The sequence below is a fragment of the Limosilactobacillus alvi genome (genome assembly GCF_016900115.1).
Taxonomy (GTDB): domain Bacteria; phylum Bacillota; class Bacilli; order Lactobacillales; family Lactobacillaceae; genus Limosilactobacillus; species Limosilactobacillus alvi.
Genome location: NZ_JACJJQ010000002.1, coordinates 1 through 26,027, shown reverse-complemented (window position 1 = coordinate 26,027; position 26,027 = coordinate 1). Strand labels below are relative to the sequence as shown.

Annotated in this window: 17 protein-coding genes and 2 pseudogenes; all 19 read right to left on the bottom strand. The window is 36.2% G+C overall.

Features of this window, described 5'->3' with window-relative positions; all coding sequences use genetic code 11:
• The 19 genes and pseudogenes from yfmF to H5993_RS00475 all read right to left on the bottom strand — a co-directional run bounded on the left by yfmF (position 1) and on the right by H5993_RS00475 (position 25,830).
• Positions 1-1,248 (bottom strand): EF-P 5-aminopentanol modification-associated protein YfmF, encoded by a 1,248-nt coding sequence (yfmF, locus tag H5993_RS00560; RefSeq protein ID WP_204775813.1) that lies wholly within the window; start codon positions 1,246-1,248, stop codon positions 1-3.
• Positions 1,249-1,455: 207 nt separating this feature from the next.
• On the bottom strand, positions 1,456-3,708 hold the full coding sequence (locus H5993_RS00555; protein WP_204775812.1) for a KxYKxGKxW signal peptide domain-containing protein: 2,253 nt from the start codon (positions 3,706-3,708) through the stop codon (positions 1,456-1,458).
• A gap of 126 nt (positions 3,709-3,834) precedes the next feature.
• Positions 3,835-6,018 carry a peptidoglycan amidohydrolase family protein gene (locus H5993_RS00550; RefSeq protein ID WP_204775811.1) on the bottom strand — a complete coding sequence of 728 codons (2,184 nt, stop codon included), beginning with the start codon at positions 6,016-6,018 and terminating at the stop codon, positions 3,835-3,837.
• A gap of 162 nt (positions 6,019-6,180) precedes the next feature.
• Positions 6,181-6,681: a hypothetical protein gene (locus tag H5993_RS00545; RefSeq protein ID WP_204775810.1), complete on the bottom strand. Its 501-nt coding sequence runs from the start codon at positions 6,679-6,681 to the stop codon at positions 6,181-6,183.
• Between the two features lie 155 nt (positions 6,682-6,836).
• The gene (locus tag H5993_RS00540; RefSeq protein ID WP_204775809.1) at positions 6,837-9,785 is read right to left on the bottom strand and encodes an LTA synthase family protein; all 2,949 of its coding nucleotides are present in this window, start codon (positions 9,783-9,785) and stop codon (positions 6,837-6,839) included.
• Positions 9,786-9,853: 68 nt separating this feature from the next.
• A pseudogene (locus H5993_RS09440) lies at positions 9,854-10,278 on the bottom strand (glycosyltransferase); the annotation flags it as partial.
• A 333-nt stretch (positions 10,279-10,611) separates the two neighbouring features.
• Complete coding sequence (locus H5993_RS00535; protein WP_204775808.1) at positions 10,612-10,836, bottom strand: hypothetical protein; 225 nt, start codon at positions 10,834-10,836, stop codon at positions 10,612-10,614.
• A 76-nt stretch (positions 10,837-10,912) separates the two neighbouring features.
• A complete protein-coding gene (locus H5993_RS00530) occupies positions 10,913-11,605 on the bottom strand; it encodes an acyltransferase family protein (protein WP_204775807.1) in 693 nt (230 codons plus the stop codon).
• Entirely contained in the window at positions 11,605-12,579 is a 975-nt protein-coding gene (locus H5993_RS00525; protein ID WP_204775806.1) for a glycosyltransferase family 2 protein, read from the bottom strand. The genes H5993_RS00530 and H5993_RS00525 overlap by 1 nt, the downstream gene beginning before the upstream one ends.
• Before the next feature lie 34 nt (positions 12,580-12,613).
• A complete protein-coding gene (locus H5993_RS00520; RefSeq protein ID WP_204775805.1) occupies positions 12,614-14,644 on the bottom strand; it encodes an ArnT family glycosyltransferase in 2,031 nt (676 codons plus the stop codon).
• Between the two features lie 180 nt (positions 14,645-14,824).
• Positions 14,825-15,523, bottom strand: a pseudogene (locus H5993_RS09435) (DUF6056 family protein).
• A gap of 379 nt (positions 15,524-15,902) precedes the next feature.
• A complete protein-coding gene (locus tag H5993_RS00510; protein WP_204775803.1) occupies positions 15,903-17,483 on the bottom strand; it encodes a peptide chain release factor 3 in 1,581 nt (526 codons plus the stop codon).
• A 15-nt stretch (positions 17,484-17,498) separates the two neighbouring features.
• A complete protein-coding gene (locus tag H5993_RS00505) occupies positions 17,499-19,217 on the bottom strand; it encodes a glycosyltransferase family protein (RefSeq protein ID WP_204775802.1) in 1,719 nt (572 codons plus the stop codon).
• A gap of 22 nt (positions 19,218-19,239) precedes the next feature.
• Positions 19,240-20,187 carry a glycosyltransferase family 2 protein gene (locus H5993_RS00500; protein ID WP_204775801.1) on the bottom strand — a complete coding sequence of 316 codons (948 nt, stop codon included), beginning with the start codon at positions 20,185-20,187 and terminating at the stop codon, positions 19,240-19,242.
• The gene (locus H5993_RS00495; RefSeq protein ID WP_204775800.1) at positions 20,180-22,015 is read right to left on the bottom strand and encodes a DUF6020 family protein; all 1,836 of its coding nucleotides are present in this window, start codon (positions 22,013-22,015) and stop codon (positions 20,180-20,182) included. Before H5993_RS00495 ends, H5993_RS00500 begins: the two co-directional genes overlap by 8 nt.
• Before the next feature lie 649 nt (positions 22,016-22,664).
• Positions 22,665-23,303 (bottom strand): hypothetical protein, encoded by a 639-nt coding sequence (locus tag H5993_RS00490; RefSeq protein ID WP_204775869.1) that lies wholly within the window; start codon positions 23,301-23,303, stop codon positions 22,665-22,667.
• The gene (locus H5993_RS09680) at positions 23,254-23,718 is read right to left on the bottom strand and encodes an acyltransferase family protein (RefSeq protein ID WP_428980923.1); all 465 of its coding nucleotides are present in this window, start codon (positions 23,716-23,718) and stop codon (positions 23,254-23,256) included. The genes H5993_RS00490 and H5993_RS09680 overlap by 50 nt, the downstream gene beginning before the upstream one ends.
• Before the next feature lie 82 nt (positions 23,719-23,800).
• Positions 23,801-24,901 carry an AI-2E family transporter gene (locus tag H5993_RS00480; protein ID WP_204775798.1) on the bottom strand — a complete coding sequence of 367 codons (1,101 nt, stop codon included), beginning with the start codon at positions 24,899-24,901 and terminating at the stop codon, positions 23,801-23,803.
• Entirely contained in the window at positions 24,898-25,830 is a 933-nt protein-coding gene (locus H5993_RS00475) for a glycosyltransferase family 2 protein (protein ID WP_204775797.1), read from the bottom strand. Before H5993_RS00475 ends, H5993_RS00480 begins: the two co-directional genes overlap by 4 nt.
• Positions 25,831-26,027 lie beyond the last annotated feature (197 nt).

Genomic DNA, 26,027 nt, shown 5'->3' with positions numbered 1-26,027 from the left:
TTAATTCTCCCCTTCAAGGAAATACCGGGCCGCTGGTTCGAGTTGTTGGGCTAAATCAACAATCTTTGCCGGCGTAACTGCTTGGATTGCTGTCGGATAATCACTTGGCTGCGCCTGGTGTAAAATTGTCCGCGCTAAAGCCCGTCCAAGTAGATAGTTTTCATCATCTTGGTTGGCATAGTACTGGTTAATTAAACCGGCTTTAACCTTAGCTACGGTAGTTTCATCAAAATCGCCATTTTGCAGTGCCACAATCTGTTGCTTAATTAATTTTTCGGCTTGGTTTACCTGATCCGCTCCAATTCCTGCCGAAATAATTAAGTGGCCAGAAAAGGCCCGCAGACCACTACTTGCGGTGTAAGTTAAGCTAGCTTTTTCGCGGACATTGACAAAGAGCTTAGAATAAGGGGTCCCACCCAAAATTCCGTTCATCACAATTGCGGGCCGGTAATCAGGCTCCCCAAAGTAAACCGGGAAAGTATAAGCCAAATTGAGGTGCGCCTGTTGAATTGGTTGGTGTTCAACCAATTCCTTGAAAGCTTCTTTTGGTTGGTGATGGAAAAGGGTGGCTGGTAAATGACTTTCCCGTGGTTGGAACGGTAGTTGTCGGAGACTCGCCATGACCGTATCTACATCAACGTCCCCAATCACAAAAATATCTACTTGATCTTCATTTAACATCTGGTGGTAAGCAGCGACTGTTGCTTCATTAGTGACCACTTCAGCTTGTGGTAGCGTCCCTGAACTTGGGATTTCCATGACCGAGCCGGTTTGGTAATACAGTTTTTCCAATTGGCGAACGGAATAAAATTGTTTGTCGTCATCCCAAGATTTTAAGGTTGCTACCAGGTTAGCCTGTTGCCGTTGCCAAGTAGTTAGGTCAAATTGGTCGTTAACCATTAGGGGATGAAAAATTAATTCTCCCAGGGTAGCAATCATTTCGGTAAGGACGTGGGGGGCAAAGTGTTCATTTACAAAGGTTGCCTTTAACCGCAAAGTGTGAGCATGTCCAATCCGAGTAACATAACCACTGACGGCTGCTCCGTACAGGTTAGCCAAGTGACGGGAAAGTACCGTTTGCGTTGGATACTTTTCACTGCTAGTGACTAATAGGTTTGCTAATAGATTACGTACTACTGCATTCTCCCGCGTCTGCAAGGTTGTAAAGTTTACTAAGACCTTGGTTTGCTTAAATTGTTGTGTGGGGATAATGTGCACGTTTACCCCGTTAGCTAACTGAAAATCCAATTAGAATTCCTCCCAATTACTAAGCATAAAGTATGTATCGTTATAAAACCACTCTAACAATGATAACAAACCTTACCACTGAATACATACTTTTCTGAAAAATATTTGCCATTCAATTGTCAACTCAACCCAAATCAATACAAAAAAGCCTTAAGACTAGGAAATCCTAATCTTAAGACTTTAAGCTTAATAATTTAATTTAGTAACCTAGGCACGGCTCATGGCCCCGTCGTTCCGGGCATAGAAACGTTGACCATTATAGTAAATGTAACTATTTCGGGTTAAGGTACCAGTTGATTCGTCAAAGTGAACTAAGAGGCCATTAATGTGGGTGAAACCGTGAATCATTTTACCATCGGTACCATAGTAAACGATCCGGCCGTCCTTTAAGGTTACCCAACCCTTAAGCATGTGACCATCGCCTTGCTTAAAGTTGTACCAACCACCGTTGACGTATTGTTCCCCATAAACCATGTGGCCTTGACTGTTGTAATCAACGACTCGGCCATCTGGTAAGGTCGTAATGCCAGTAGCCATTGCCCCAGTTGTCTTGTTGAAGAAGTACCAGTAACCACCAAGGTACTTTTCACCATATTGCATTGCACCATTAGCATCGTAGTAAACTGTTCGACCATCATTCAACTTTTGGAAACCAGTTAAGTACTTACCATCGGCCGTTACCAACCGCCATGCACCATTAATGTAGGCTTCATGAGTCTTCGTAGTATCAGTCTTGGTCATAACCCCGTTCTTATCAATTGAGTAAGTTACTCCGTTGACCGTCTTCGTGGTGTTCTTTAATAAAGCACCAGTTACATCGTTAAAGTAGTAAGTCTTTCCATCAGGAAGGGTTTGCATACCATGAACCATTCCGGTTACCTTACCCGTCTTAGTATCAGAGGCGTAGTAAACTACCCGACCATCCTTTAATGTAACCCAACCGGACTTTACGGCACCAGTAACATCATCAAGGTAGAACCATGCCCCATCAATGTAGTTTTCACCATGAAGCATAGCCCCCTTGTCGTTGTAGTAAACTACCCGGCCATCCTTCAGGGTTTGCCAACCAGTAAGGTACTTACCATCAGCTGACTTCAACCGCCATGCACCGTTTTCGTAAACTTCATGGGCAGTCGCCTTAGTCATAACCCCATTCTTATCAATTGAATAAGTTACTCCGTTGACTGTCTTCGTGGTGTTCTTTAATAAAGCACCGGTTACATCATCAAAGTAGTAAGTCTTTCCATCAGGAAGAGTTTGCATCCCGTGGACCATCCCGGTTACCTTACCCGTCCTAGTATCAGAGGCGTAGTAAACTACCCGACCATCCTTTAAAGTAACCCAATCAGACTTTACGGCACCAGTAACATCATCAAGGTAGAACCAGGCATCACCAATATAAGCTTCACCATGTAACATGGCACCTTTTTCACTGTAGTAAACTACCCGGCCATCCTTCAGGGTTTGCCAACCAGTGAGGTACTTGCCATCAGCCGTTACTAACCGCCATGCACCATTAATATACTTTTCCTTTGGTTCTGCATTTGCAGCGGAAGAGTCAGCAGATGAATTAGCACTGCTGTTTGCCGAAGAGTTAGCACTGCTGTTTGCCGAAGAGTTAGCACTGCTGTTTGCCGAAGAGTTAGCACTGCTGTTTGCGGATGAATTTGCTGAAGACGATGTGCTACTGTTTGCCGAAGAGTTTGCGGATGAATTTGCTGAAGCACTTTGAGCCGCAGATGCGGAAGCACTAGCACTAGCTGAAGCTGTTTCTTCAGCTGCCGCTAAAGCTTCCATCACATTGGTCTTAAGGTAAGCAACTTCATTGTGGTTACCCACCCCAAAGTTAATCGTCATGTTTAACTTGTAAACATCCTTGATGTCACTCGTGGTAACCGTCCAATCTTTTCCATTATTACTGGAAACAAAGGCATTGTTACCATCAGCCAAACTCAATTGCTTAATCATTGAAGCAAATGAAGCTGATTGATCATTCATCGAAATCGTTAAGGTTAATTGGCCGTTTTGCTTAACTGCCTTCCCAGTGGTTTTAAAGAAACCAGCCATTTCAGACGTTGTGCTAGTTTCATTACCATTAGAATCTGCCTTTTCAAAAGTTACACTTGGCGCTGCTGAGACAGCTGACGTACTAGTGGTAGTACTTGAATTAGCGTTTGTCCCTGAAGTTGCCGGCGTTGCGCTAGAACTTGCACTAGATGATGCCGGCGTTGCGCTTGAGCTAGCACTACTATTCGCTGAAGCGGCAACGCTTGAATCACTAGCACTTGCGCTTGCTACTGCAGTTGTGCTTGTTGATGCGGTTGCAGTGTTATCGGCAGCATTGGCGGCCACTTGGCCCCCCGCCATCAAACTAACCGCCGTAATCCCGGCAACTAACCATAATTTACCACTCTTGTACATCTTAAAATGACGCTTAATTTCTGGTGTTTGTTTACTCATGCGAAACTCCTTCAATTGATAATCAAAATTTTGCTTAACGGTTAAATTTTACCATTTATCGAAAACTCCTTCAATTATTTAGAAGGCAAAACAACCAATTTCCGCAAAAATTGATTGTTTGATAAACTACTTCCGGTATACATAGTAGTATGGCCGTTCATCATAATTCCAATAATAGTTATAATTCAAGTTTTGAATGGCAGTATTTTTTTGCCCATCCGTGTAGTAACAAGTCGAGATCATCTTGGCATCACTACCCGAACCAGTCATAATCCCAGTATGGCCAAATTCACCAGCACTGTAACCTTTCCGGCCCCAGATAATAACGTCACCAAGCCGGTGGTCATTTTCATAACCTGAGTTTTCATGAACTAAGTGGTAGCCATTTTGGATTAAGTAGCCGTGAAGGCTTTCGGTGTTGTAAAGATAAGAATATGGTACTCCAGAGGCTTCATAAATGGCCCGGGTCACTGAACCAGAACAATCGGCCGTACCATCAGCTCCATCCCGAGAACCATACATTGAATAAGTGATCTTACCAACCCGATGGTAGAACCAGGAAATTAATTTGATCGTGTAACTATCCGTGATTTGAGCACCAGTTCCAGAATCGAAGAAGTATTCTTTACCACCAATCCAGACGTCACCCCGCGCAGCATCACCGGTTGATAGGTTAAAGTAGTATTCTTTCCCACCAAAGTTCTTCCACCCGTAAATCATGTGACCTTGGTCATCATAATAGACTAACCGACCATCGGTAAGCTTGGTGAAGCCTTTGCTCATTGTACCCGTTGATTCGTTAAAATGGTACCAGTAACCATTGAGGTACATTTCACCGTGTTTCATTTGACCATTAGTTTGGTAGTATACATAACGGCCATCTGGTAGAGTAACAAAACCAGTCTTCATGGCACCAGTATTGGTATCAAAATCGTACCAAGCCCCATTAATGTAAGCTTCGCCATGCTTCATAACTGCAGTAGTTGGATCATAGTAAACAGTCCGACCATCACTGATCTTTTGCCAATCGGTCTTAACTTGACCACTCTTAGCATCGTAAAGGTACCAGTTACCGTTGATGTAGTTTTCACCGTTAGTAAGTTGTAACCCCCCATTAGCACTAACTTTAAAGGTTTGGTCGCCTAACTTAATAGTGGTGTCTTTAGTTAACTCACCATTTTCATTAAAGTACAGGAGTTGCTTTGTGGCTGGATTAAAGTAAACCGTGCTCTTCGCCTCGCCCTTCAACGCACCCGTAATGTTATCAAAGTTATAAAGGTGATCGTCTATTAATTGAGCACCATGGAGCATCCCTTGCCCAGAGCCGTCAGCCTTCAAATCATAGTAAACTTTCCGACCATCGGGTAAGGTTGTCCAACCAGACGCCATCTTTCCGGTTACCTTGTTAAAGAAGTACCAGTGTCCGTTGATATAGTTTTCACCGTAAAGCATTTCACCCATACCATTATAATAAACGGTCCGACCATCCCTTAATTGGACAAAACCAGTTACCATAGTTCCATCTTGGTTAAAGTAACGCCATGAATTATTGGCATAAGCTTCAGAGTCTTCAACTCGTGCTGGGCTAAAGTCATAAGTCTTACCGTTAATGGTTTGAAGACCTGTCTTTTCGGCCCCAGTGATCGGATCGAAGTAGTAGGCCTTGTTAGTGTTTGGCAAAGTTTGCATACCATGGAGCATTCCTTGCCCAGAAACAGAATCGGTTCCCTTTTTAACGTCATAGTAAACTTCTCGACCATCTGGAAGTTTAATCCAACCAGTTGCCACATCGCCATCTACTTTGTTGAAGTAGTACCAATGATTGCCAATATAACTTTCACCATACTCCATCTGGTATGTACTCGGATTGTAGTAAGCTTCCCGGTTACCCGAAAGATTCCGCCAACCAGATAATTTATTACCATCACTATCTTTAAGGTACCAGTGACCATTTTCGTAAGTTTCTGTTGGAGCTGCACTTGTTACTTGCTTAGTAATTGTCGTGGCTTGTTTTGAAGCTTGAACTTCTGTACTACTTACGGGAGTAATATTAACTGACTTCGTTTGAAGAGTTGCCCCAGCATTTACGTCGGTACTACTACTATTACTATTAGCTACCGTTTGACTATTAGTACTTGCTGAAGCCACTGTCGTAGCTGTAACTTGATCATTAGTCGAGTTAGCAACCACCGTATTTGTATCCGCTTGGGCCATCATTGTACTTCCGAAGAGAACGCCCAGGGCAGTGATACCGGCTAATAACCACTGTTTTTTTGCCTTATACATTTTAAAGTGCGTCTTTGATTCCATTCCTTCATAGCTCCTTCACAAATAATTCATCACGCCTTTCATCTTACTCGTCACGTAATTACTTTTCAATTGACAAGTTTAAGAAAACCTTAAAAACACAAAAAAAGGAAGATTCCCTGAATTTCACGGAAATCTTCCTTTCAATTTTTGAATTCGCTTTATTTAGTTAGAGCTACTCGAGCTAGAACGAATGATCGTAGCTTCGCTTGGCAAAGCACCAGACCAATCAGCGTAAGTCGTTTGGCCGTTCTTCGTTTGCCGATCCATCCCATCACTGTCAACATGGTGAGTTACACCATTTGCATCGGTCCAAGTAGCCACATCCCCTAAGCCCAATTGACGGCTTGAGTCAACCGCTGATGAAGAACTCTTAGATGAACTTGAGCTGTTATCATCAGTAGTTGCTTGGCTATTAGCATCGTTCTTGGAAGAAGTGTTACTACTGTTACTATTAGAAGCAGAACTACTTTCAGAAGATTCTTTCTTTGCGTTGGAATCCTTGGTTGAATTCTTGTTTGCCTTAACACTCTTCTTTACAACCTTGCTAGAAGTCGTGTTGCTTGAAGAATCAGATGCTTTCTTAGAATTGCCACATCCAGCCACGAAAAACATCATTGCAACTAACATTACGACCGCAGCGAAACTCTTTTTAAAGTTTTTCATTGGTAATCTTTCTCCTAAGTCCTTAATAAATTTCAATCACTTTTCTTATGATCGTCACTACTTTAACAACTATTATACCAAAAGAAATCTCAGTAACAAGCATTAACCCAGATTCCCTTAAGATTTCTAATAAAATTAAGCTCCTAAATCAAAAATTACTTCATCTTCCAATCCTTAATCAAATACTGCTTTCCCGCAGTTAAATCATACTGAATCAACTGATAGTCATGATAAAGCTGTTTTTGTTTCTTGGTAAAGTGCTTTTGACTAATGATCTTGCCTTGGCGGGTAACAAATTGAGGATGAGGAGCGTAACTATTTGATTGCTCACCAGTCATATTCATTACTTCTGCCGGTAAATCATGCCAAGCATCAGTTAAGAAAGCTAAATATGGAGTAACTTTGGAATTAGTTTGTTCAGCTACCATTGCCATAAATTCGTTTGGCGCCACAAACTTGGTATCCTTGGTCAAATTCTTAGCCCCTTGTGCTCTTGCCGCCTTATTTGAATAAATAAAGTAATCGGTCTCATGGAGCTTCTCGCCATCTTTAGCAAACGAATTAGCATAAATCCCAGGAACATGATCACCATAAAAGACAACGGTAACTGGTTGTTTCAATTGATCAAGTTTGGTAATAAACTGTTGAACTTCTTGATCAGTATGGTGAATCCCGCCAACATAATCTTTCAATTGTGACACTGACGTTTGATTTGTGATTTTTAGTTTATATTCACTTGGTAAATCATAATAGTTACGGTCAAATGGAAAATGGTTTTGCATCGATATCAAATTGATAAATTGACCATTCGGATGTAATTTAAGTTGGTCTAATGTGTTCTCATATGCTGTTTGATCAGATAAATATGGGGAACGATCCAGCTTTTTTTGATGCTTAATTTTATATTTACTTCCTAAATACATAAACTTATTAAATTTAAATTTCTTATATACAGAAATACGACTATAAAAAGTACCTTCATATGGGTGAATTGCCGTTGACGTCTTAAAAAGTTGATTAAATGACCATGAATAACTCATTCCCGGTACTAATTGGGTATATGGAATTGTTAACATTGGCATAAAACTAGCAACTGGTAATCCTGTCAGGGTCATATATTCCATATTTGCTGTTCCTCCACCATATCCGGAACTAAGCATTAAACCACTGGTAGTTTGACTTTTAATTGCATCAATTCGTTTAATTGGATTCTTTGAAATCAATATATTAGGTACCTGACGAGGATCTGAAAAACTTTCGCTTAAATTAAAAATAATTGACTGTTTATGAAGTTCATTCGTTCGTTGCTTATTTATTTTCTTTGCTTCTTGTCGATAATGTTTTGCAACTTTCTCCATGGTTACTCGATTATAATCTTTTGGTCGATTCATAACAGTAACATCTATATTATTTAAAAGTTGAACTAATGGTCCACTGTTTTGTACTCCTTCTAGTTGGTCGTAGAAAGCTGGATCATTGCCAAAAGCTTTCAAAAGCATGCCAACTCGATTACCAGGATGATTCCAGAAACAAGATGAACCAAAAATTAGTGTAATAATAACAATAACAATTAATCGTTTAAGTGGCCTTTGCTCTATCTTTACTTGATGTTTTCTTTCTAGATAAAAAATACCGAAAACTAAAGCAAAAATCAAAAGTATAGCTATTATTAAGACACCATTCGGTACCATCTTAAAAACGTCACCATAAGCCTGAAACATTTTTACTTCTGCAGGTAGAATCGGATCATTTCGTACTTCAATCTTGATCTGATTAGCGATCGTCCAAAAGATTTCTGCAAAAAGTGAAATGATTAAACTAACCCAGTAGCGATTTGTAATTGCAAGCAAACCACGATAAATTAACCATAAAAAGAAAGCATTAACAATGATCATACCTTGGAGTCTTACAAATATCATTACAAGCATTGAAGCTTTAAATGTCGTTAATACACCTACAAAAGATAAATAGGCTACGCAATAAATTGTAAAGAGTGCAAAAAGTTGCCTTTGATACTTAACAATATATTTTTTTATGGCACTCTTTCCTTCGTCAAATGTTGTCGGAAATTGTACTTCACTAAAATTCTTTAGGTCAGTATTTAGAATGATATATTTCCACCCCAAACCAATGACGTAAGTAATAATTGTTATCCCAATAGCACATATAAGAACGTACTCAAAACGTAAAATTAGATCTCCTGGAAGATTGGTGATCAGCTTAGTCCAATAAGTACTAACTATAGGTAATGTAGAAATTATACTTAATGGTACAATTAGATTAGATAATTTTAAAGACAATCTAAATTTAATTTTTCTGTATAACTCAGTTAACCCAACAATAACAAAACCATTCCCTAAACTTGAAAAACGTGTTGCTGTTGATAGGTTCCAATGAGCTAATGATGAAAACAATGGCATTCCTAGAGCCAATATAAAACCTACACCGAGAATAGTAATTGGGACTTTCTTACTTCCAGTGCATTCGTGCAGATTTGCTCCAAGAAGAATAATTAATACGTAAATTAGAGCTGTATCTTGCCCACTAATTCCCCACAAATTTACATTAAAGATTGTTTGTGTTAAAAAAAGTAACTCAATAACCCAATTTATTTTAGTTTTGATTTCACTTGTTAATTCTTTTGTTAGGAAAATAATAAACGGAGTTACCAACAATGCAATGACTATATTAGATGCGCCTCGTAAGATAGGGAAAAACACAGTGATTAAATCCGAAAACTGAAAATATTTTCCCCTCAGTAGGCCTCCCAATAAACTTAGGCTACCTACAATAACTACTAATAACCAATTCTGTATAATCCAACCAGTTGGTTTTGACAATTTTTTATATTGTTGCCCTACTTCCAATAAAACCCAAATCTCCACCATATTTAAAATAGTGTGAATACCTTGTAAAATAACAAGTTTTGTCAGGCCAATACTATTACCGATATATGGTAATGAATCTTTACTCCAAAGAATTAAATTCGATATGTCATTACCGTAATTTATAAATGGTAATGAATTATTCCATAGAAGTAAATTAAACACGAACAAAACTATTAAAACCTGACTAAATGACCAACTAATAACCTTTTTAACCATGATGACTCCCATAATATTGAATTTTCTATGTAAAAACGGTTGGTAAAACCAACCGTTACCATAACTTACTATTTTGAATTATTATTAAACTTTGTCGTAAAAGTTTCTTCTTCAATGTTATATCGTGGACGCCGTTTAACTTCAGTAAACACCTTCCCTACATATTCACCGATAACACTTAAGGAAATTAATTGAATCCCTCCGAGAAACCAAATTGAAACCATTAGAGAAGACCAACCAGAAACAACGTGCCCTGCAAATTTTGGTAAATTGTGTATAGCATTAGGAAAATACTAATGAACACGATAATAATGCTCATTCCTAATATTAAATGAATTGGAGCAATTGAAAAAGAGGTAATCCCATCTAAAGCAAAATGTAGCATCTTACTAAGCGGATACTTAGATTTGCCCGCAAATCTCTCTTTTCGTGGATAATAGACCTTAGTGGATTTAAATCTAACTAAGGGTACCATCCCCCATAAGCTGAAGTTAGCAAACCAGTAATCATAGATGAAGCAGAACGAAGAATTGGAAAAAGAGCTGTCACTAAATCTGCAAAGCTAAAGCTTGCATCCTTAACTAGTTCTCCAATTATATTCAAAACCCCAATATTTACGATAAATAGCCAATCTTCTACAAACCAGACAGTCCGATTTCTAGGTTGACTCAATTGTTTACCAACCGTATAAAGTACTATTAGCTCGACAATATTGAGACAACAATGAATAAGCTGTAGAAAAGCTACTCGATAGAGCCAACTATTATAATTTTTTATAGTAAAGCACGAAGTAAAGATGTATTTGTATCATTTGGCGCTTTTAGTATTAATTATTATTATTTGCAAAGTGCACAATCATTAGCCAAACTGAAAATAATGCTAAATCTAGTGCTGTTCTTAAAACTACTGCTAAATACCATTGATTTACTAGACCACCCCAAGTAATCCAATAAAAATCAAGATGATGTATACATAATAATACCAAAGTATGTTTTCCAATTGGTTCAAAAATTCTTCTAATGATTTCAATCTTTACTAACTTTTGCGCCACCAAACAACAAATCATAGCACCAGCAAAAGCCTCTATGATTGACACTATAAAGAATGGATATAACCGAACTGCTAATTCAATGTGAATATTTTTTAAAACAAGAAAAGCCCATAGAATAGTAGCTACCAATATAAATGGATAACGCCACTTGGAAGGTTGAATTAGTTGATAGGAGTTTCTTGCAACATACCCCCCCCCACATGAACAAGGCCGCAAAGGGAACAATATCCCATCCTTGAATCAACCAAAAATGAGAACTAATTAAATACGAAATAAATGATAACACCAACAAACAAATACCTATTTCCATCTTAGGCATGGTCATTAATAACAGGGAGAATAACATCTTTGCCCAGAAAAAAACAATTAAAAACCACATTACTCCAACATTTCCAATTCCCTTTGCTGGAATATTTGATCCCCAAACTATACCCTTTACTAACTTTTCAAGTAAATTAAAATGTCCCCAAAAAATAAACTGTAGCACAGTATTGATTACAATCATTACCATAGCCAGTAACCAAATTCTGTAAAACGATTTTTTAGTTTTAGACAAAAAAGTATTCAAATTAGCTACTTTTTTTGAAGTGTAACCAGATAAAATGAAAAATAAGGGCATATGAAAAGAAAAAATCAGAGCATATAGTTTTGAACCACCCGGAATCTCGTGTCCAATTATCATAAGTAAAATTGCGATTCCCTTCGCAAGATCAACCCATTGTATACGCTGATCAGACTTTTTTAGTTGCGTTTCTACATTCTCCACCATTAGCTCTCCTTAAATTTTTTAGTAAAAGTTTCTTCTTCGATGTTAAAACGTGGCCGGCGTTTAACTTCAGTAAAGACCTTTCCAACGTATTCACCAATTATACTCAGCGAAATTAATTGAATTCCTCCAAGGAGCCAAATTGACACCATCAAAGAAGACCAACCAGACACAACATGTCCAGCAAACTTTTGATAGACCGTATATATCATCAAAACGATACTGATGAAGACAATGATAATCCCCATCCCCAAGATTAGATGAATCGGTGCAATCGAAAAAGAAGTAATCCCATCGAGAGCAAAATGAAGCATTTTTCCTAAAGGATACTTTGAGGTACCAGCAAAACGCTCCTTACGCGGATAATATACCTTTGTTGACTTAAAACCAACTAAGGGCACCATTCCCCGTAAGAAAAGATTTCGTTCTTTGTACTCAAGCAAAGCCTTAGTTGCCCGTTTACTCAGCAAGCGGTAGTCTGCTGAGTCTGGCACTAAATTAACCCCTAGTTTTTTCATTAAGCCATAATACATAAGTGCGGTTTGCCGTTTGAATACCGTATCAGTTTCCCGACTATTCCGCACCCCATATACAACGTCATTACCTTCAAGATAAGCATCAACCATTTTCGGAATGGCATTCACATCGTCTTGTAAGTCAGCATCAATGGTAATTAACATATCAGCATGCTTAACTGCAACCGTCATCCCTGCCAATAGGGCATTTTGGTGTCCATAATTCCGCGTAAACTTAATGCCAGTTACATATTCGTATTTATCTGTATAATCTTGAATTAATTGCCAAGTTTTATCTTTACTACCATCGTTAACGAAAAGTAACTTACTTTCTGAAGAAATTTTTCCAAGAGAAATAAGATTTTCTAGAATATTACCAAGTTCCTTAACTGTTTCAGGAAGGACTTCTTCCTCATTAAAACAAGGAATAATAATTGTCAATAAGTTTTTCTTCTGATTCATATCCAAATTATTTTCCTTCCCTTCAACTTTGAACCTATATAAGAAATGCTAGTAGCAAAATTCCCGCTAAGATTAAGATAAACACTAAGTAAATTGTAACCGACTTAACCCTTTGTGATGAAATCATTGAAAATGTGAATGGCAAGTACGTATGCTTTACATTATTTATTTGAGCTTGTAAAACCCCAAGGTTATCAAGACTCTTAAAGACAGGTACTCGTTGCACTTTTGACGAGGTATTTTTCACCACCAAAGTGTACTTACCAGGGTTAAAGCGATTTGTTACATTTTCTTTTTGATTAACCATAACTTTTTTTCCATCTGGCTTTTCTAACCACGCCTTAACTTTATGACGGTTCCACAATGCTAAATTAAAGGTATTCGCCCTATTTTTTAGACTAACCGTTTCCTTTAGTTCAACACCTGGATTTAGCTGATATGCTTCCTGGCGGAAAAAATTTTGTCCTAAAACAACGGTACTTACACTAGTAGTTTCATTTTTTTCAAGTAATTGACCAGTTCCAATCGCCAACAATAACAAGCTTATACCAACCAGTGTAACTTTACCACACCTTCTTATTGCTAGTTTTGAAAAATCAAATTCAGCAACTAACCTCAAACCGTTTGTCGCCAACATAATAGTCGGTAACGTTACTATATAAGCATAACGAGGTTGTACTTCCCAGAATAAAGTATGAAAAATAAAAATCCCAATCACATATAAGCTCATAAACAGAGTGAGGGGTTCCATTTTCACTTTCTTCTTTAAGCAAACACAACAACTAATTAAAATTCCAATCCACGTAATTAGATACGTTGCTTGAGAAATCGTATTTACCGGTTGACTCTTATTACCAAAAATATAATCTAAAATTAAATGGTATTTTTGAAGATAATTAAACTGGTGATCCTCAGTCCCAACTGTTCCAAGCGACCACTGAACGTTAATTTTTTTTAGCCATAGTTTAACAACACCAATTGGACCAAGTTGCTTAATATCTTGCTTAACCTGTGACCTAATAAATGCCTTTTTTTGATCAACGGTCACATGACCAGTAGCCACTTGATCCCAAGTACTAATCCCATTTTTTATAACCGTTCCATCAGTTGCATTACTATAGCCAATATATACCCAATAAGTTAATGGAAAAATTTGGTCTCTTTCGGTAACAACTTGCTTTTTAATTAACGAATTTGTCGGCGAAAATATCCCAAAAAATATAACTAACACCGCTAATGATTTTGTCAGTCTAATTATTAGACTACTTCGTTCCTCAAATAATAGAGTTATTACTAAAGCAATCAGAGCAATTAAAAGATTTTCTTTCGACAAAGCAGCTAGGACAAGACTAATAGTCGTAGCAAATAGCCATGTATAGCTAATAATTCCACTTTGATGAGTATACTTCACAAAACAATATACACTCATCATTAAGAAAAACTGAGCAATTGGATCTGTATATAAGATTAAGGCAGTCACATACAATGGCAAGAAAAATGCCGCAAGTAGTATATAATAATCAGCTAACTTTTGGTTAACGATTTTTAATGCCTGGAAACCAAATAAAATAGCCAAGTCAGTTAAAGAAAATAAAAATAAATTGACCGCTACACCAACATTACTAATTCCAATAAAACTAGCTAATTTGATAAAACTAACCGTTATCAAAGTTGCAACTGTATTCTGCGGAGCCCAACTATAATATGGTGACCAGGTGAAAATATTATGAAGTAACGAACCAACTTGTAGTCGCATATCCATATCATCAACACCTTGTGCACCATAGGTAGTCCAAGATAAGTAAACTTGGAAAAGTAACTGTATTCCAAGAATAACCCAGAGGATCAACCTTTTTTTAACGCTTTTGTGTAAATTTTTTCCTAACTTAAAAATAAAATAGGTAAGGACAATCGTTGCCAGAATGTTAATTGAAATTGGATAGAATTTAGCTAACTTCCAAGGTTGTCTTACTCCCGGAAATAGTGCACTGTTAAGAGTAATTAATCCCGAAATTATTAGCAAAAGAATTAACAGAATTTTGTTGGCATAGTTTTTTATCTTCATTTCATCGATTTCTCCTAAGTTATTTTAAATAAACTGTTTTCCCAAATGCTACATTATAAACATAATTTGGAAAAGCATTACTATCCTTACTTAATTCGATATAAGTCCCTGCCATTGTATACTTATTACTTTGGTATTTGATTGCTAGTAAATAAACCTTTCTATGACTAGACTGTTCTATTAGCTCATATCGTTTATTAAAAGATAACGCACTTGGCAACTTGTAAGCAAAGTACGCAAAAAAGACAAACGTATAATTACGCTAATTAACCATTCTACCCGTTGTCCACAATTTAACGATAATATCCTAAACATTCCAATGAGGGCCAAAGTAAACGCTCCAAAATACGTCCTTCCAACATTCATTCCTTCAGGAGACAAACAAAGAACCGCACCAGTAGCAACACCAGCTATTATAAAAATCAATCCCAATTTAAAATTAGGACTTTTCTTAAAATACCGATAGAAAATCAGAAACACAATGTTTAATGGCGTATTAATGAAATACAAAACCATTGATTTTAAGCTAGACTTAAACTTATCCAACGTACTCAACTGTAATCATTGTGAATCATACATTTTAGCTCTTTTTTTATCCCCTAGTGAAAGCAACAGGCCCGAGAAACCCAATAATAGAAAACCAACACTCAATAATTGTTGTTTATTAAGTTTTTTAGTTACTAACCAATTTTTCAAAAGAATCAGAAGAGTGATCAAAATAACTCCACCAGAAGTATTTTGATTCCCAAAGCCCGCTAGAAAACCTAACCCACACAAACTAATCAAACTCAATAATCTTTTTTTATTTAAAGTAATAAATTTATCTAGATAAGCTATAGTTACTAAATAATTTCCTGCACCAGAGCGCCATAAAACCACACTACAACCCTGATAGTAAGAGTATAAATCGCCAAAAATAATACTTATCTTTTTCAAAAGTAAATGTTAATTTACAAAGATAATAGATATATATCGTAAATATCACTGTAACTAAGACACTCGATACTATTTTCCCATTTGATAAAATTCTAGTATAGATTTTTCCAAATAGACGACCTTTGCTTTCTAGATAATCTCCCCAAGCTTTTTTAATTTAAAGAAAGGAATTATTTGAAAACAAAAGGTCATCTTGCATATAAGGCGTTAAATAACTACTAACAAAAGTTAATATCATTACAACGAACAAGTTCACAGTCATCTTTATCTTGAACTGTTAACCACCATTCTGTATTTCACCGATCCTAAAGCATTATCTTTTCTATAATTTCGCAGTCAACTTGACATCTGGATACTTTTGCTTAAACCAACTTTCGGCAAATTGATTTTCAAATAAGAAAAGGGGATCTCCATGAATATCCTTAACTAGTAGATTTCGTGAAGATGCCATCTTGGTATCCAATTGTTCTGGATCAATCCAACGAGCAGTTTTCTTACCAAGTGGTTCCATAATCACTTCCGAATTATACTCATTTTGCATCCGGAACTTAAAGACTTCAAATTGAAGTTGCCCAACTGCTCCCAGAATATAATCATTTGAGGTATAACTTTGGTAAAGTTGGACCGCCCCTTCTTGGACTAATTGATTAATCCCTTTGTGGAAAGATTTTTGTTTCATCACGTTCTTAGCTGAAACCCGGACAAAGAGTTCAGGAGTAAATTGCGGTAACTTTTCAAACTTGATTGGTTGTTTTCCGGTAAAGATTGAATCTCCAATTTGGAAGTTACCAGTATCATAAAGCCCTATAATATCACCAGCAACCGCAGTTTCAACATTTTCCCGGGTATTAGCCATAAACTCAGTTACGTTTGACAAACGTAATGGTTTACCAGTCCGTTCAAGGGTTACATCCATCCCCCGAGTAAATTCACCTGAACAGATCCGAACAAAGGCGATCCGGTCCCGATGCTTAGGGTTCATATTAGCTTGAATCTTAAAGACAAAACCAGAAAATTCAGAATCTAGTGGTTTAACGGCTTCGCCGGCTTCTTGTTTATGTGGACTAGGGGCTGGTGCAAACTTTAAATAAGTTTCTAAAAAGGTCTTAACCCCAAAATTAGTCAAAGCTGAACCAAAGAAGACTGGTGTTTGGTCACCGGCCGCAATCTTATCTTCATCAAACTCATTTCCGGCCATTTCAACTAATTCGATTCCATCAAGGGCGTCTTGCCATTCACCCTCACCAGCAATTGGATTATCACCATCAACCATCCCATCTTCACCCAATGGAAGATATGGCTTTTCAGGATCTGTAGGATGAGTTAAAGCTACCCGGTGGTTAAAACGATCATAAACTCCTAAGAATTGCCGCCCCATCCCAATCGGCCAATCCATTGGGTAAGTTTCAATTCCTAGAGTTTCTTCAATTTCATTCATCAAGTCAAGCGGTTCGCGGGCATCCCGGTCAAACTTGTTAATGAAAGTAAAAATCGGAATTCCCCGCATTTTACAAATTTTGAAAAGCTTCCGAGTTTGGGGTTCAATCCCTTTCGCCCCATCAATCACCATAACAGCCGAGTCAACAGCCATTAAGGTCCGGTAAGTATCTTCAGAGAAGTCTTCGTGCCCTGGAGTATCCAAAATATTAATTCGTTTACCATCATAGTCAAATTGCATGACTGATGAAGTAACCGAGATCCCCCGTTTTTGTTCGATTTCCATCCAGTCAGACTTAGCAAAATTATTGCTTCCTCGTCCTTTAACAGTCCCAGCCTCACGGACAACACCACCAAACAGAAGTAATTGTTCAGTAATCGTGGTTTTCCCGGCATCCGGGTGTGAAATGATTGCGAAGGTACGTCGTTTGTTTACTGCCTTTTTTAGTTTAATTTCTTCTGCCATAAAAATTCCTTTCCCCTACCAAAAACTTTTAGTTACTAGATAATTTAATTTCTGGCTAAGTGATGTATTTAAAATAATGACCCATATAAAAATAGCGCCTATAAACAATAAACCATCCAATACACTTGGGTGATAATAAACACTCACTTTCTGCCTTCCAGAGCTACTTAACATAAATTCTACTGTTCCACGTTTACTTTCTTGAGATTTAACGATTTTCCCGTTAACCTCTATTCTAGTTCGATTATATTTCATTACTGGAATGTCAATCTTGTCACCTTTTTTAGCTTCAAAAATAAAAACTATTCTGTTCTTATCTGAAAATCGAACTTTGGATTTTACCTTTCCATTAATAAGTAAGTGATCATTTTTAATATTTTTATAGTTATTATCCTTTGCTGCGAGTTTTGTAATGTAGTCTGTTGAGCCACTCGGAGATAAATAGTTGTTCATCTTATCATACTCCGTATTATTAATAACCATAAACATTGGCAATTGTTTATCTTTCTGGCTCCTTACTACATTCGTTGCTTGATTGTTTGAAATAACGCTGTAATAACCTTCTAAACTTTCTTTGTAGCTAAATAAGAATCCTAGAAATAGTACAACGGTTAATATAATCCCGTATTTTTTTATTCTTATAATTCTTGTTAACAGGAGTGATGCCGTTATACATAAGAAAAATACTGATACAATCAAAAAGCGAAATGAGTTCTGAAGAGGAGTAACTAAATTATATAAACCAGTTCTTTTTACTATTTCCCATGGAAAGAGGTTCGTTGCTGCCATAGTCGTAAAAACACCAACAACGTAAATCCATTTTTCGATTTGATTATTGATAACAATCCATCCAAAAACAAGAGATATAGAAATAACTAACCCTAATGAAGCATCATCAAAAATATTATGCCATGAGTTATGCCATAAAAATTCGATTGGATCTACATGGAACAAAAAATTAGGTGTACTTACTTTATGCCTAAAATCATTTTCAATAAACGGCATTAACTGCCAACCTACTAAAAGTAAAAATAATATTGCACTTTTAACACAAACTAAGAAAGTTCTTATATCAATCTTTTTTAATAAAAATAAGACGATAAAAATAAATGCCATAGTTGTGACAGTTAAATACAATGATAAAACGTGACTATATGCTATTAGTGCTAAGCCAATGGCTAATAACCTTCCCCCCTGCTTTTTTTCAGACGTTAACATTAGCTTATAAAATCCTAAGAAGGCAATTGGAATGAAAGTATAAGCGATAACTTCACCTATTTGGAACTTCATAAATTCCGTTATGTGTTTACCAGCAAAACCATAAATAAGAGCAAAAGCAATGCTTCTTACACGATCTCCCTTAGAGTATGATAGCATCGTAAAATAAGAAACTACCATAGTTACAAAAAAGATAACAATATAACCAACATAAAACGCAGTTACTGGTTTATATATGAACCTTAAAAGTGCCCAAGGATACAAAAATACACTCGGATAGAACTCAAAAGATGCAATCCCCATTTTTCCAAATGTATGACTAGCAATAAAGGTCGGAGAACAACTCTTTAAATTTAGATAAACCTCATTTAACCTTTGCAAATGAAAGACACCATCATTGTAAACAAAAATTTTCCCCAATCTCATTACTGGGAAGAAGGTGAGTATGCTTATCGCTAAAAATATAAGCATTAAAGTGACATTGTATTTGTTTATCCTTCTACTTTTTAATTTCATTATTTATAACCTTTTCAAACTCTTACTTTGCCAATTCTTCCATCGCCTTCACTTCTTGAAGTCTAGACTCAAATTCCCTTCTCTCTTTTCTCTGAAGTGCATCTAACACTAAACCAGCATAAAGAGATATAATTCCTGCCAATACACAGAAGCCACATACAATTAAAGTTGGATAATTCAACACTTTACCTGTATGCAGATATGGAATCCATACATCCGGGATAAAAAACATAACTGCAAGAATAGTTAGTAATAAGCCTAAGATACTATAAAAAGGTAATGGCCTATAGTTTCGAAAAAGCGTCACGATTAGTCTAAGGACCTTAAAACCATCGGAATAAGTATTTAGTTTTGAACTACTCCCAACAGGACGATCCCGATATTCAATAATGTGATTCTTCATTGCCAAATTATTAACAATAGCAAAGATACTCATCTCAGTTTCAATTTCAAAGCCCTTCGAAAGCACTGGATAAGTTTTCACAAATTGATAACTGAATGCCCGATATCCAGTCATGATATCCCGAATGTCATTCTTAAAGAAAAAGTTAATGCTTCCCCGAACAAGCTTATTACCAATTCCGTGGAAAGGTCGCTTATTTTCTTCAAAATAACTTGAAGAGAGCCGATCACCAATTACCATGTCATAGTTTTGTTCATGGACATACTTTGCCATCTTTGGAATCTCATCGGCTGGATAAGTATCATCCCCGTCGATCATAATATAACATTCTGCGTCGATTTCTCGGAACATCCGTCGAATGACATTTCCTTTTCCTTGCGAGTATTCGTGACGGACAACTGCGCCAGCTTCTTTAGCAAGATTAACTGTATCGTCAGTGGAATTGTTATCATATACATAAACAACCGTCCCATCAATATCTTTAGTTGCGTTCAAACAATCCTTAACTACTTTTTGAATTGTTTTTGCTTCATTATAGCAAGGAATTAAAATTGCTAATCTATCCATTAATACTCTCCTTTCTACCTTTAAGCATAATCGTTAGCATTACTGGTCCCATGCAAATTAGTGGATAAACATACCGATACAGTACAATTGGCCCCAAAAATAATGTCCCAAATACCCCTAACAAGATGCTTGTAATAAAGACATACTCTCTATTTTTGGTAAGAATTTGCCAACCAATAAATAAAATAAAGAGGATAAAACTAAAAGCTGGACTCATTAGAAAAGAAATTATTGGAATCTTTTGATAAGGATAATCTCGTGTATACCAATCTAAAAACTTTGATCCTGCCGGGAATATCTTATTTCCCCAATTATTGATATGAAACCAATACGGATCTGTTGTATGCGGATAGGCCGTAACATACTCAATAAATTGATGTGGCCCATTAATTGTTTGCGGAAACCTATTGTCAGTTGGGGCATACCAAATACCAGCCGTTAGTTTGGCAAAGGCATCCACATATTTTGAAAAATTATTTAAACCGACTTTTACCCATAATTTAATGAATTCCAGCTTATTGCTTTCAAATTTCTTACTATTAAAAGTATCTTTATAAGGGTCTGAAATTGCTTGGACTCCAGATTCATAATATTGGTTTGAATTAGGAATATACTCTTTAATTAACCTCCGCTGATTATTAGTTAAAAGAACATTTTTCGATGATTCAACACTTGATAATTGCATAATTGGGACGCTCAACATTTCCGCTGAATGTCGTTCATACGGAACTCCCCTGAGCGCTTTAGTTACCGGTCCATTATATATACTAAATAAACTTGTAACAATTAGGCCTAGAATAAAAATTTGGCGACGATTCTTTTTTTCTAAAATTAGAGACAGAATAATACCAAAAAGAAAAATATAGATTCCTTGGCTCATAATAGCGGCACTAAGAAAGGCAAACAACCCAAGGATAACCCAATAACTTTTTATACCCCAACGATTAATAATTTCATTTTTTAACAAAAAACTAATAACGAAAATATTTAAGAACGCTACATATAGAATATTTTTCGTAGCAGAAATTGCCATTAATGGGTTTTGTGGAACTAATGCAAAAAACAGTAATGTCAAAATATAAACTAATCCTGATACTCTTTTCTTTCTCATATACATTAAAATTAGTTCAAAAGAAAAAGCCAAGATTAACATTTGAATTACGGTATATAATAATAAACCTACATGGTAACTGTGAAAGATTTCCTTGCCAATCTTTAGGACAAATAAAACTAACAACAGTGAGTGAGCTAATGGTTGATGAAGGTCATAATTACCAGTTGCAACATGATATGCTAACTGGTAACCCGCATCATAGACATAATTTCCTGGAAGAGAAGCAATTAAAGTTGGTACCCAACAAATAAAAATTAGGATAAACTCAAAGATAGTGTATTTTTTTGGTTCTTTAGTGGCTAATTTTTCTAATGGATTTTGATTTAGTAAAATATTTAAATATTTCAGTCCCCATTGATAGAACAACGCTATCAATGTAAATAAAAGCGGTAAAGCTAATACTATTGTTACCCACGTCACTAAAGAATTTATTTTTACTGATCCAACAACATGTAAATTAAATCCAAAGACCCAACAAACTCCAATCAATAAGGAAATCGTGATATAGATCAAGGTGTCATTTTTTGGGGGGATTGTAATTAATTTAAAACTCCCCATAAAAAAGATAATTAGAAGTAAAAATAACAAGACCACGAAACCCGGACTATTTAAAAAATTACTTACTACTATTGATGCATTTTTTAATGCTAACGTTGAAAAACCTGCTAATAGTATACTTAAAAGAATTTTTGTTGATCTTTTTCTTAATAACATTAATCTACATTTCCTTATTTCTTCCAATTACAGCTTTACCACAAATAACACACCATGATAACCAATTAATTACGATACTAACAATAGACAGATGATACAGAACCAAACCTTATAAAAGTGATGCAACAAATAATGCTAACTGATTTTTAAAAAAGTAAGCAAACTAATCAATGATTACCAAACGTAAAACACTGAAACAGGTTTAAAATAGCATAAACTGCCCATGGATACAGAAAAAAGTTAGGATAAAATAGAAAATTGGTAACTCCTGTTCTCTGAAAGGTAAGAGTCGCTACAAAAGCAAAAACTACTCCTTCCTTTAAATTTCGATAAATCTCATCTACTTCTGAAGCTTGAAAACCCCAGTCGTAATCTACTAAGGCCTAACCGTGTAGCCATTCTTGCAATACAAGAATAGTAATTATCATTAAATATACAACCAGTATATGAAGGTTAATTACTTATCATTATGGAAAGTTTTTTTGCTATGAAGTTTAATTTTCAAATCTTTAAATTATCCTAAATTTCTTCTGTTCTCGCTACAAAAAACAACCAATCAGAAAAGACATTCACTTTTCCTGTATGTCATAAATAATATTGCGCTACTCCTCATGCAAAGATAAGGACCATTTCATATATAACATAATTTTTAACTTTCATATTTTTTACCGAGAAATTTCGTTAGTCTATTATCCAAAAAGTTGCTTAATCTATTAAATAACTGCCCAAAAATCAACTGATATCCAACTAAATCTATTAACGAGCAAATAACATAAACTAATAATGAGCCCAAAAGAACTACTATTAAATAATTTACCGCTGTGGTATCAGCAAAGCTTCCATTAGGGAGCCATTCGTGCCATAAAAATACCCTAACAAATGAATTATCACTAATCAAATAGACTCCAAATGTTGTATGTGCAAAGATATTAACAACTCTTGAATGCCAATTAATATTTTTGAAAATACAGAACATGACAGTAGCTGTAAATAAAGCAAACGGACCATAAATACCAGTTAATTTTTCAAGAATCAAATATTCGCCTCTTACACTTTTACTTACTAGACAAACTAATAATAAAAGTAAAAATAAAACCAATGCAGTGCATATCATCAAAAATCGATTGTCAAAGTACTGATTCTTATATTTTTTCATGTAAGCAGCAATGAAATATGCTAAAATCATTCCTGTAAAATTCGAATAACCCCATTGGGCGGCACTAACATCGGGTTTACCATCAAAAATAGTAAGTAAATCTGGTATTAAGCCGTAAACTATCCCCCCCAATTATTGTTGTGAATAATTGGTATCTAGTTAAGTTTTGAATTAGTAGATTGAGTAATGGCATTAGTATTAATAATACTAGGTATGCTTCTACAAACCAATAACCACTCGGTTCCGGAAAGGGAAGTAACAAAGTCTTTAAACTTTCCGCTTGGAATGGAAGATGATTATCTTTCAATAAGAAAAAAAGATATAATATAAAACTATAAAATACCGTTTGTAATACTAGACTAATTGGTCTACGAAAATTAAACTTCTTTTCGCACAAAAAATAAGCGCCTATCAAAACAAATAGTGTTACTCCAATGGGACCTAAGAAAAGGAAAAATAAATTAACCTCCATAATATGCCCTTGAGCCGCATTTACATTAGTTATGTCCAAAGTCCCATGAGCACAAAAATGGCACAACACAATCATAAACATACTTATTATTCTCAGGAACTCAAATTCAGAATTCCTAACCCTACTGTTTTTCATTTAAAAACTCCATATTCACTATTTATTCTTCACGCTTCTCTAACCGATAAATCGTCCAAACATAATTGATCACCGTCTTTGCCACGGCATAAAATGGAATACATATAATCATCCCCGGAATTCCCGCGAGATTACCCGCAGCCATCAATAAGATAATGATGGTCAATGGGTGTATGTTTAACGTCTTCCCGATAATATTCGGATAGATAATATTCCCATCAATTTGTTGAACAACAATCACAACAATGATTACCCACAGTATCTTTTGCGGAGCTACGGTTAAGGCAACTAACAATGCCGGGGCAATTCCGATATAAGGGCCAATATACGGAATCATATTAGTAACTCCCGCAATTAAGCCTAAAAAGGTTGCTAAAGGTTGACCAATAATCAAATAGCCGATGCTTGTAGCAACCGCCACAAACAGACACTCAATTGTTTGGCCTGAAATATAGGCGGACAAGGTAGCATTCATTTGTTGAAGTAGACTACCAACTTCATCCGCATGCTTCTTGGAAAGTAATCGTTGAATACTTGGAACAAAGCGATAGCCATCTTTCAACATATAAAAAAGCATTACCGGAACCGTTACTGCTACCACAACAATATTCGTCACCGTTCCAATTACAGTCCCCGCACTTGAAGTCAAGCCAGTCAATAGGACCTTTACATACTTATTTAGCTGGCCGTTATATTGTTGATAAAGTTGTTCAAAATTAATATGTTTTAAACCAGGATGCTGAGACAATTGAACAAGAACCTTTTGTGTTTCTTTTGTTGCGGTGGGTAACCACTTAATTAGTTGGGTTAGTTCATTAATTAATGATGGTACAAGGGCCGAAAAGGCCCCAACAATAATCAAAATAATTCCCAAAACAATCGTTAAACTAGCTAAACTTCGCGGAAAACGAAACTTTCCAATTCTAATCTTCAAGAGTAATTTCTGAATTGGGTTTAGCATGTAGTATAAGAATAACGAAATGACTAAGGGAACAATAATCGCCGATACAAAAACGACGATTGGATGGAAGACAAAATCAAGCTGTGAACAGATCCAAACAAAAGCCGCTAGGATTAACAATTCTAACGACCAATATAAAATTCGCGACTGATTTAGTTTCATTTTTTCTCCTTCACAATATAGATCGGCCGATGTTTAACTTGGAGGTAAATTCGACCAATGTATTTTCCAACAATCCCAATACAGAGAAGTTGAAGCCCCCCCAAGAACAGGATAATACAAGTTGTCGAAGCCCAACCGAAAATACTAGATGCTGGGTTTATTAATCGACGAATGATTACCCAAAGCATCCCTAAAACTGAAATAACAAAAGAAGTCGTTCCTAACCAAACGGCTAAAGAAAGCGGTGCTTGAGAAAAGTCAGAGATCCCGTCCATCGCGTAACGGAAAAGCTGCCACGTATTCCAATCAGTCTTACCTGCAACTCGTTCAACATTATGGTAATCAAGATATTTCGTCTTAAAGCCGACCCAAGAAAAAATTCCCTTAGAGAAACGACTATATTCCTTCATTGAAAGTACGGCATTGACCATCTGGCGTGTCATCATTCGGTAATCACGCGCACCGGGAACAATATTAGTATTGGAAATTCGGTTAATAACCTTATAGAACTGGTCACTTAAAAAGGACTTAATTTTTGCTTCGCCAGTTCGATCAGTTCGCCGAGTTCCAATACAGTCATACTCCCCAGATTGGAGTTCCTCATACATCGTTGGTAAAAAAGATGGTGGATCCTGCAAATCAGCATCCATTACCACGACATAATCGCCAGTTGTTGCTTCTAGTCCAGCATACAAACCGGCCTCTTTCCCAAAATTTCGCGAAAACGAGACGTAATGAACACGCTCTGGATCTTGCTCATGGAGCTTCCGCATTTCGGCTAATGTCTCATCCTTTGAACCATCATTTACGAACCAATATTCAATTTCTAACTCTTTAATCTTACTGACCACTTTTTCAACCGCTGGGTAAAAAAGTGGTAAAGCCTCGGCTTCGTTGTAACATGGAACCACAATTGATAGTTTTTTCATAAAAGTTCCTCAATTAACATTCTAAAGACTACGTAATCCTTTTAATTTTATAACAGTTTTATCTCCATAAACAATAAAAGATCATAGAATTTAGCGTTTGTTTTGCCAAATTCTATGATCTGTAGAGGGCGGTTGTAAAATGTAGGAAAACGGCGGAATAAAATTGTCGTTTTTCCTGCATTTTTTGTATACTCACT

Excerpts from the sequence above, each read along its gene's own strand:
- H5993_RS00505 (WP_204775802.1), bottom strand. The coding sequence starts at position 19,217 with ATGAAATTAAAAAGTAGAAGGATAAACAAATACAATGTCACTTTAATG.
- H5993_RS00545 (WP_204775810.1), bottom strand. The coding sequence starts at position 6,681 with ATGAAAAACTTTAAAAAGAGTTTCGCTGCGGTCGTAATGTTAGTTGCA.
- H5993_RS00540 (WP_204775809.1), bottom strand. The coding sequence starts at position 9,785 with ATGGTTAAAAAGGTTATTAGTTGGTCATTTAGTCAGGTTTTAATAGTT.
- H5993_RS00555 (WP_204775812.1), bottom strand. The coding sequence starts at position 3,708 with ATGAGTAAACAAACACCAGAAATTAAGCGTCATTTTAAGATGTACAAG.
- H5993_RS00550 (WP_204775811.1), bottom strand. The coding sequence starts at position 6,018 with ATGGAATCAAAGACGCACTTTAAAATGTATAAGGCAAAAAAACAGTGG.
- H5993_RS00530 (WP_204775807.1), bottom strand. The coding sequence starts at position 11,605 with ATGGTGGAGAATGTAGAAACGCAACTAAAAAAGTCTGATCAGCGTATA.
- H5993_RS00520 (WP_204775805.1), bottom strand. The coding sequence starts at position 14,644 with ATGAAGATAAAAAACTATGCCAACAAAATTCTGTTAATTCTTTTGCTA.
- H5993_RS00510 (WP_204775803.1), bottom strand. The coding sequence starts at position 17,483 with ATGGCAGAAGAAATTAAACTAAAAAAGGCAGTAAACAAACGACGTACC.
- H5993_RS00475 (WP_204775797.1), bottom strand. The coding sequence starts at position 25,830 with ATGAAAAAACTATCAATTGTGGTTCCATGTTACAACGAAGCCGAGGCT.
- H5993_RS00480 (WP_204775798.1), bottom strand. The coding sequence starts at position 24,901 with ATGAAACTAAATCAGTCGCGAATTTTATATTGGTCGTTAGAATTGTTA.
- H5993_RS00500 (WP_204775801.1), bottom strand. The coding sequence starts at position 20,187 with ATGGATAGATTAGCAATTTTAATTCCTTGCTATAATGAAGCAAAAACA.
- H5993_RS00495 (WP_204775800.1), bottom strand. The coding sequence starts at position 22,015 with ATGTTATTAAGAAAAAGATCAACAAAAATTCTTTTAAGTATACTATTA.
- H5993_RS00525 (WP_204775806.1), bottom strand. The coding sequence starts at position 12,579 with ATGAATCAGAAGAAAAACTTATTGACAATTATTATTCCTTGTTTTAAT.
- H5993_RS09680 (WP_428980923.1), bottom strand. The coding sequence starts at position 23,718 with ATGATTGTGTTGTGCCATTTTTGTGCTCATGGGACTTTGGACATAACT.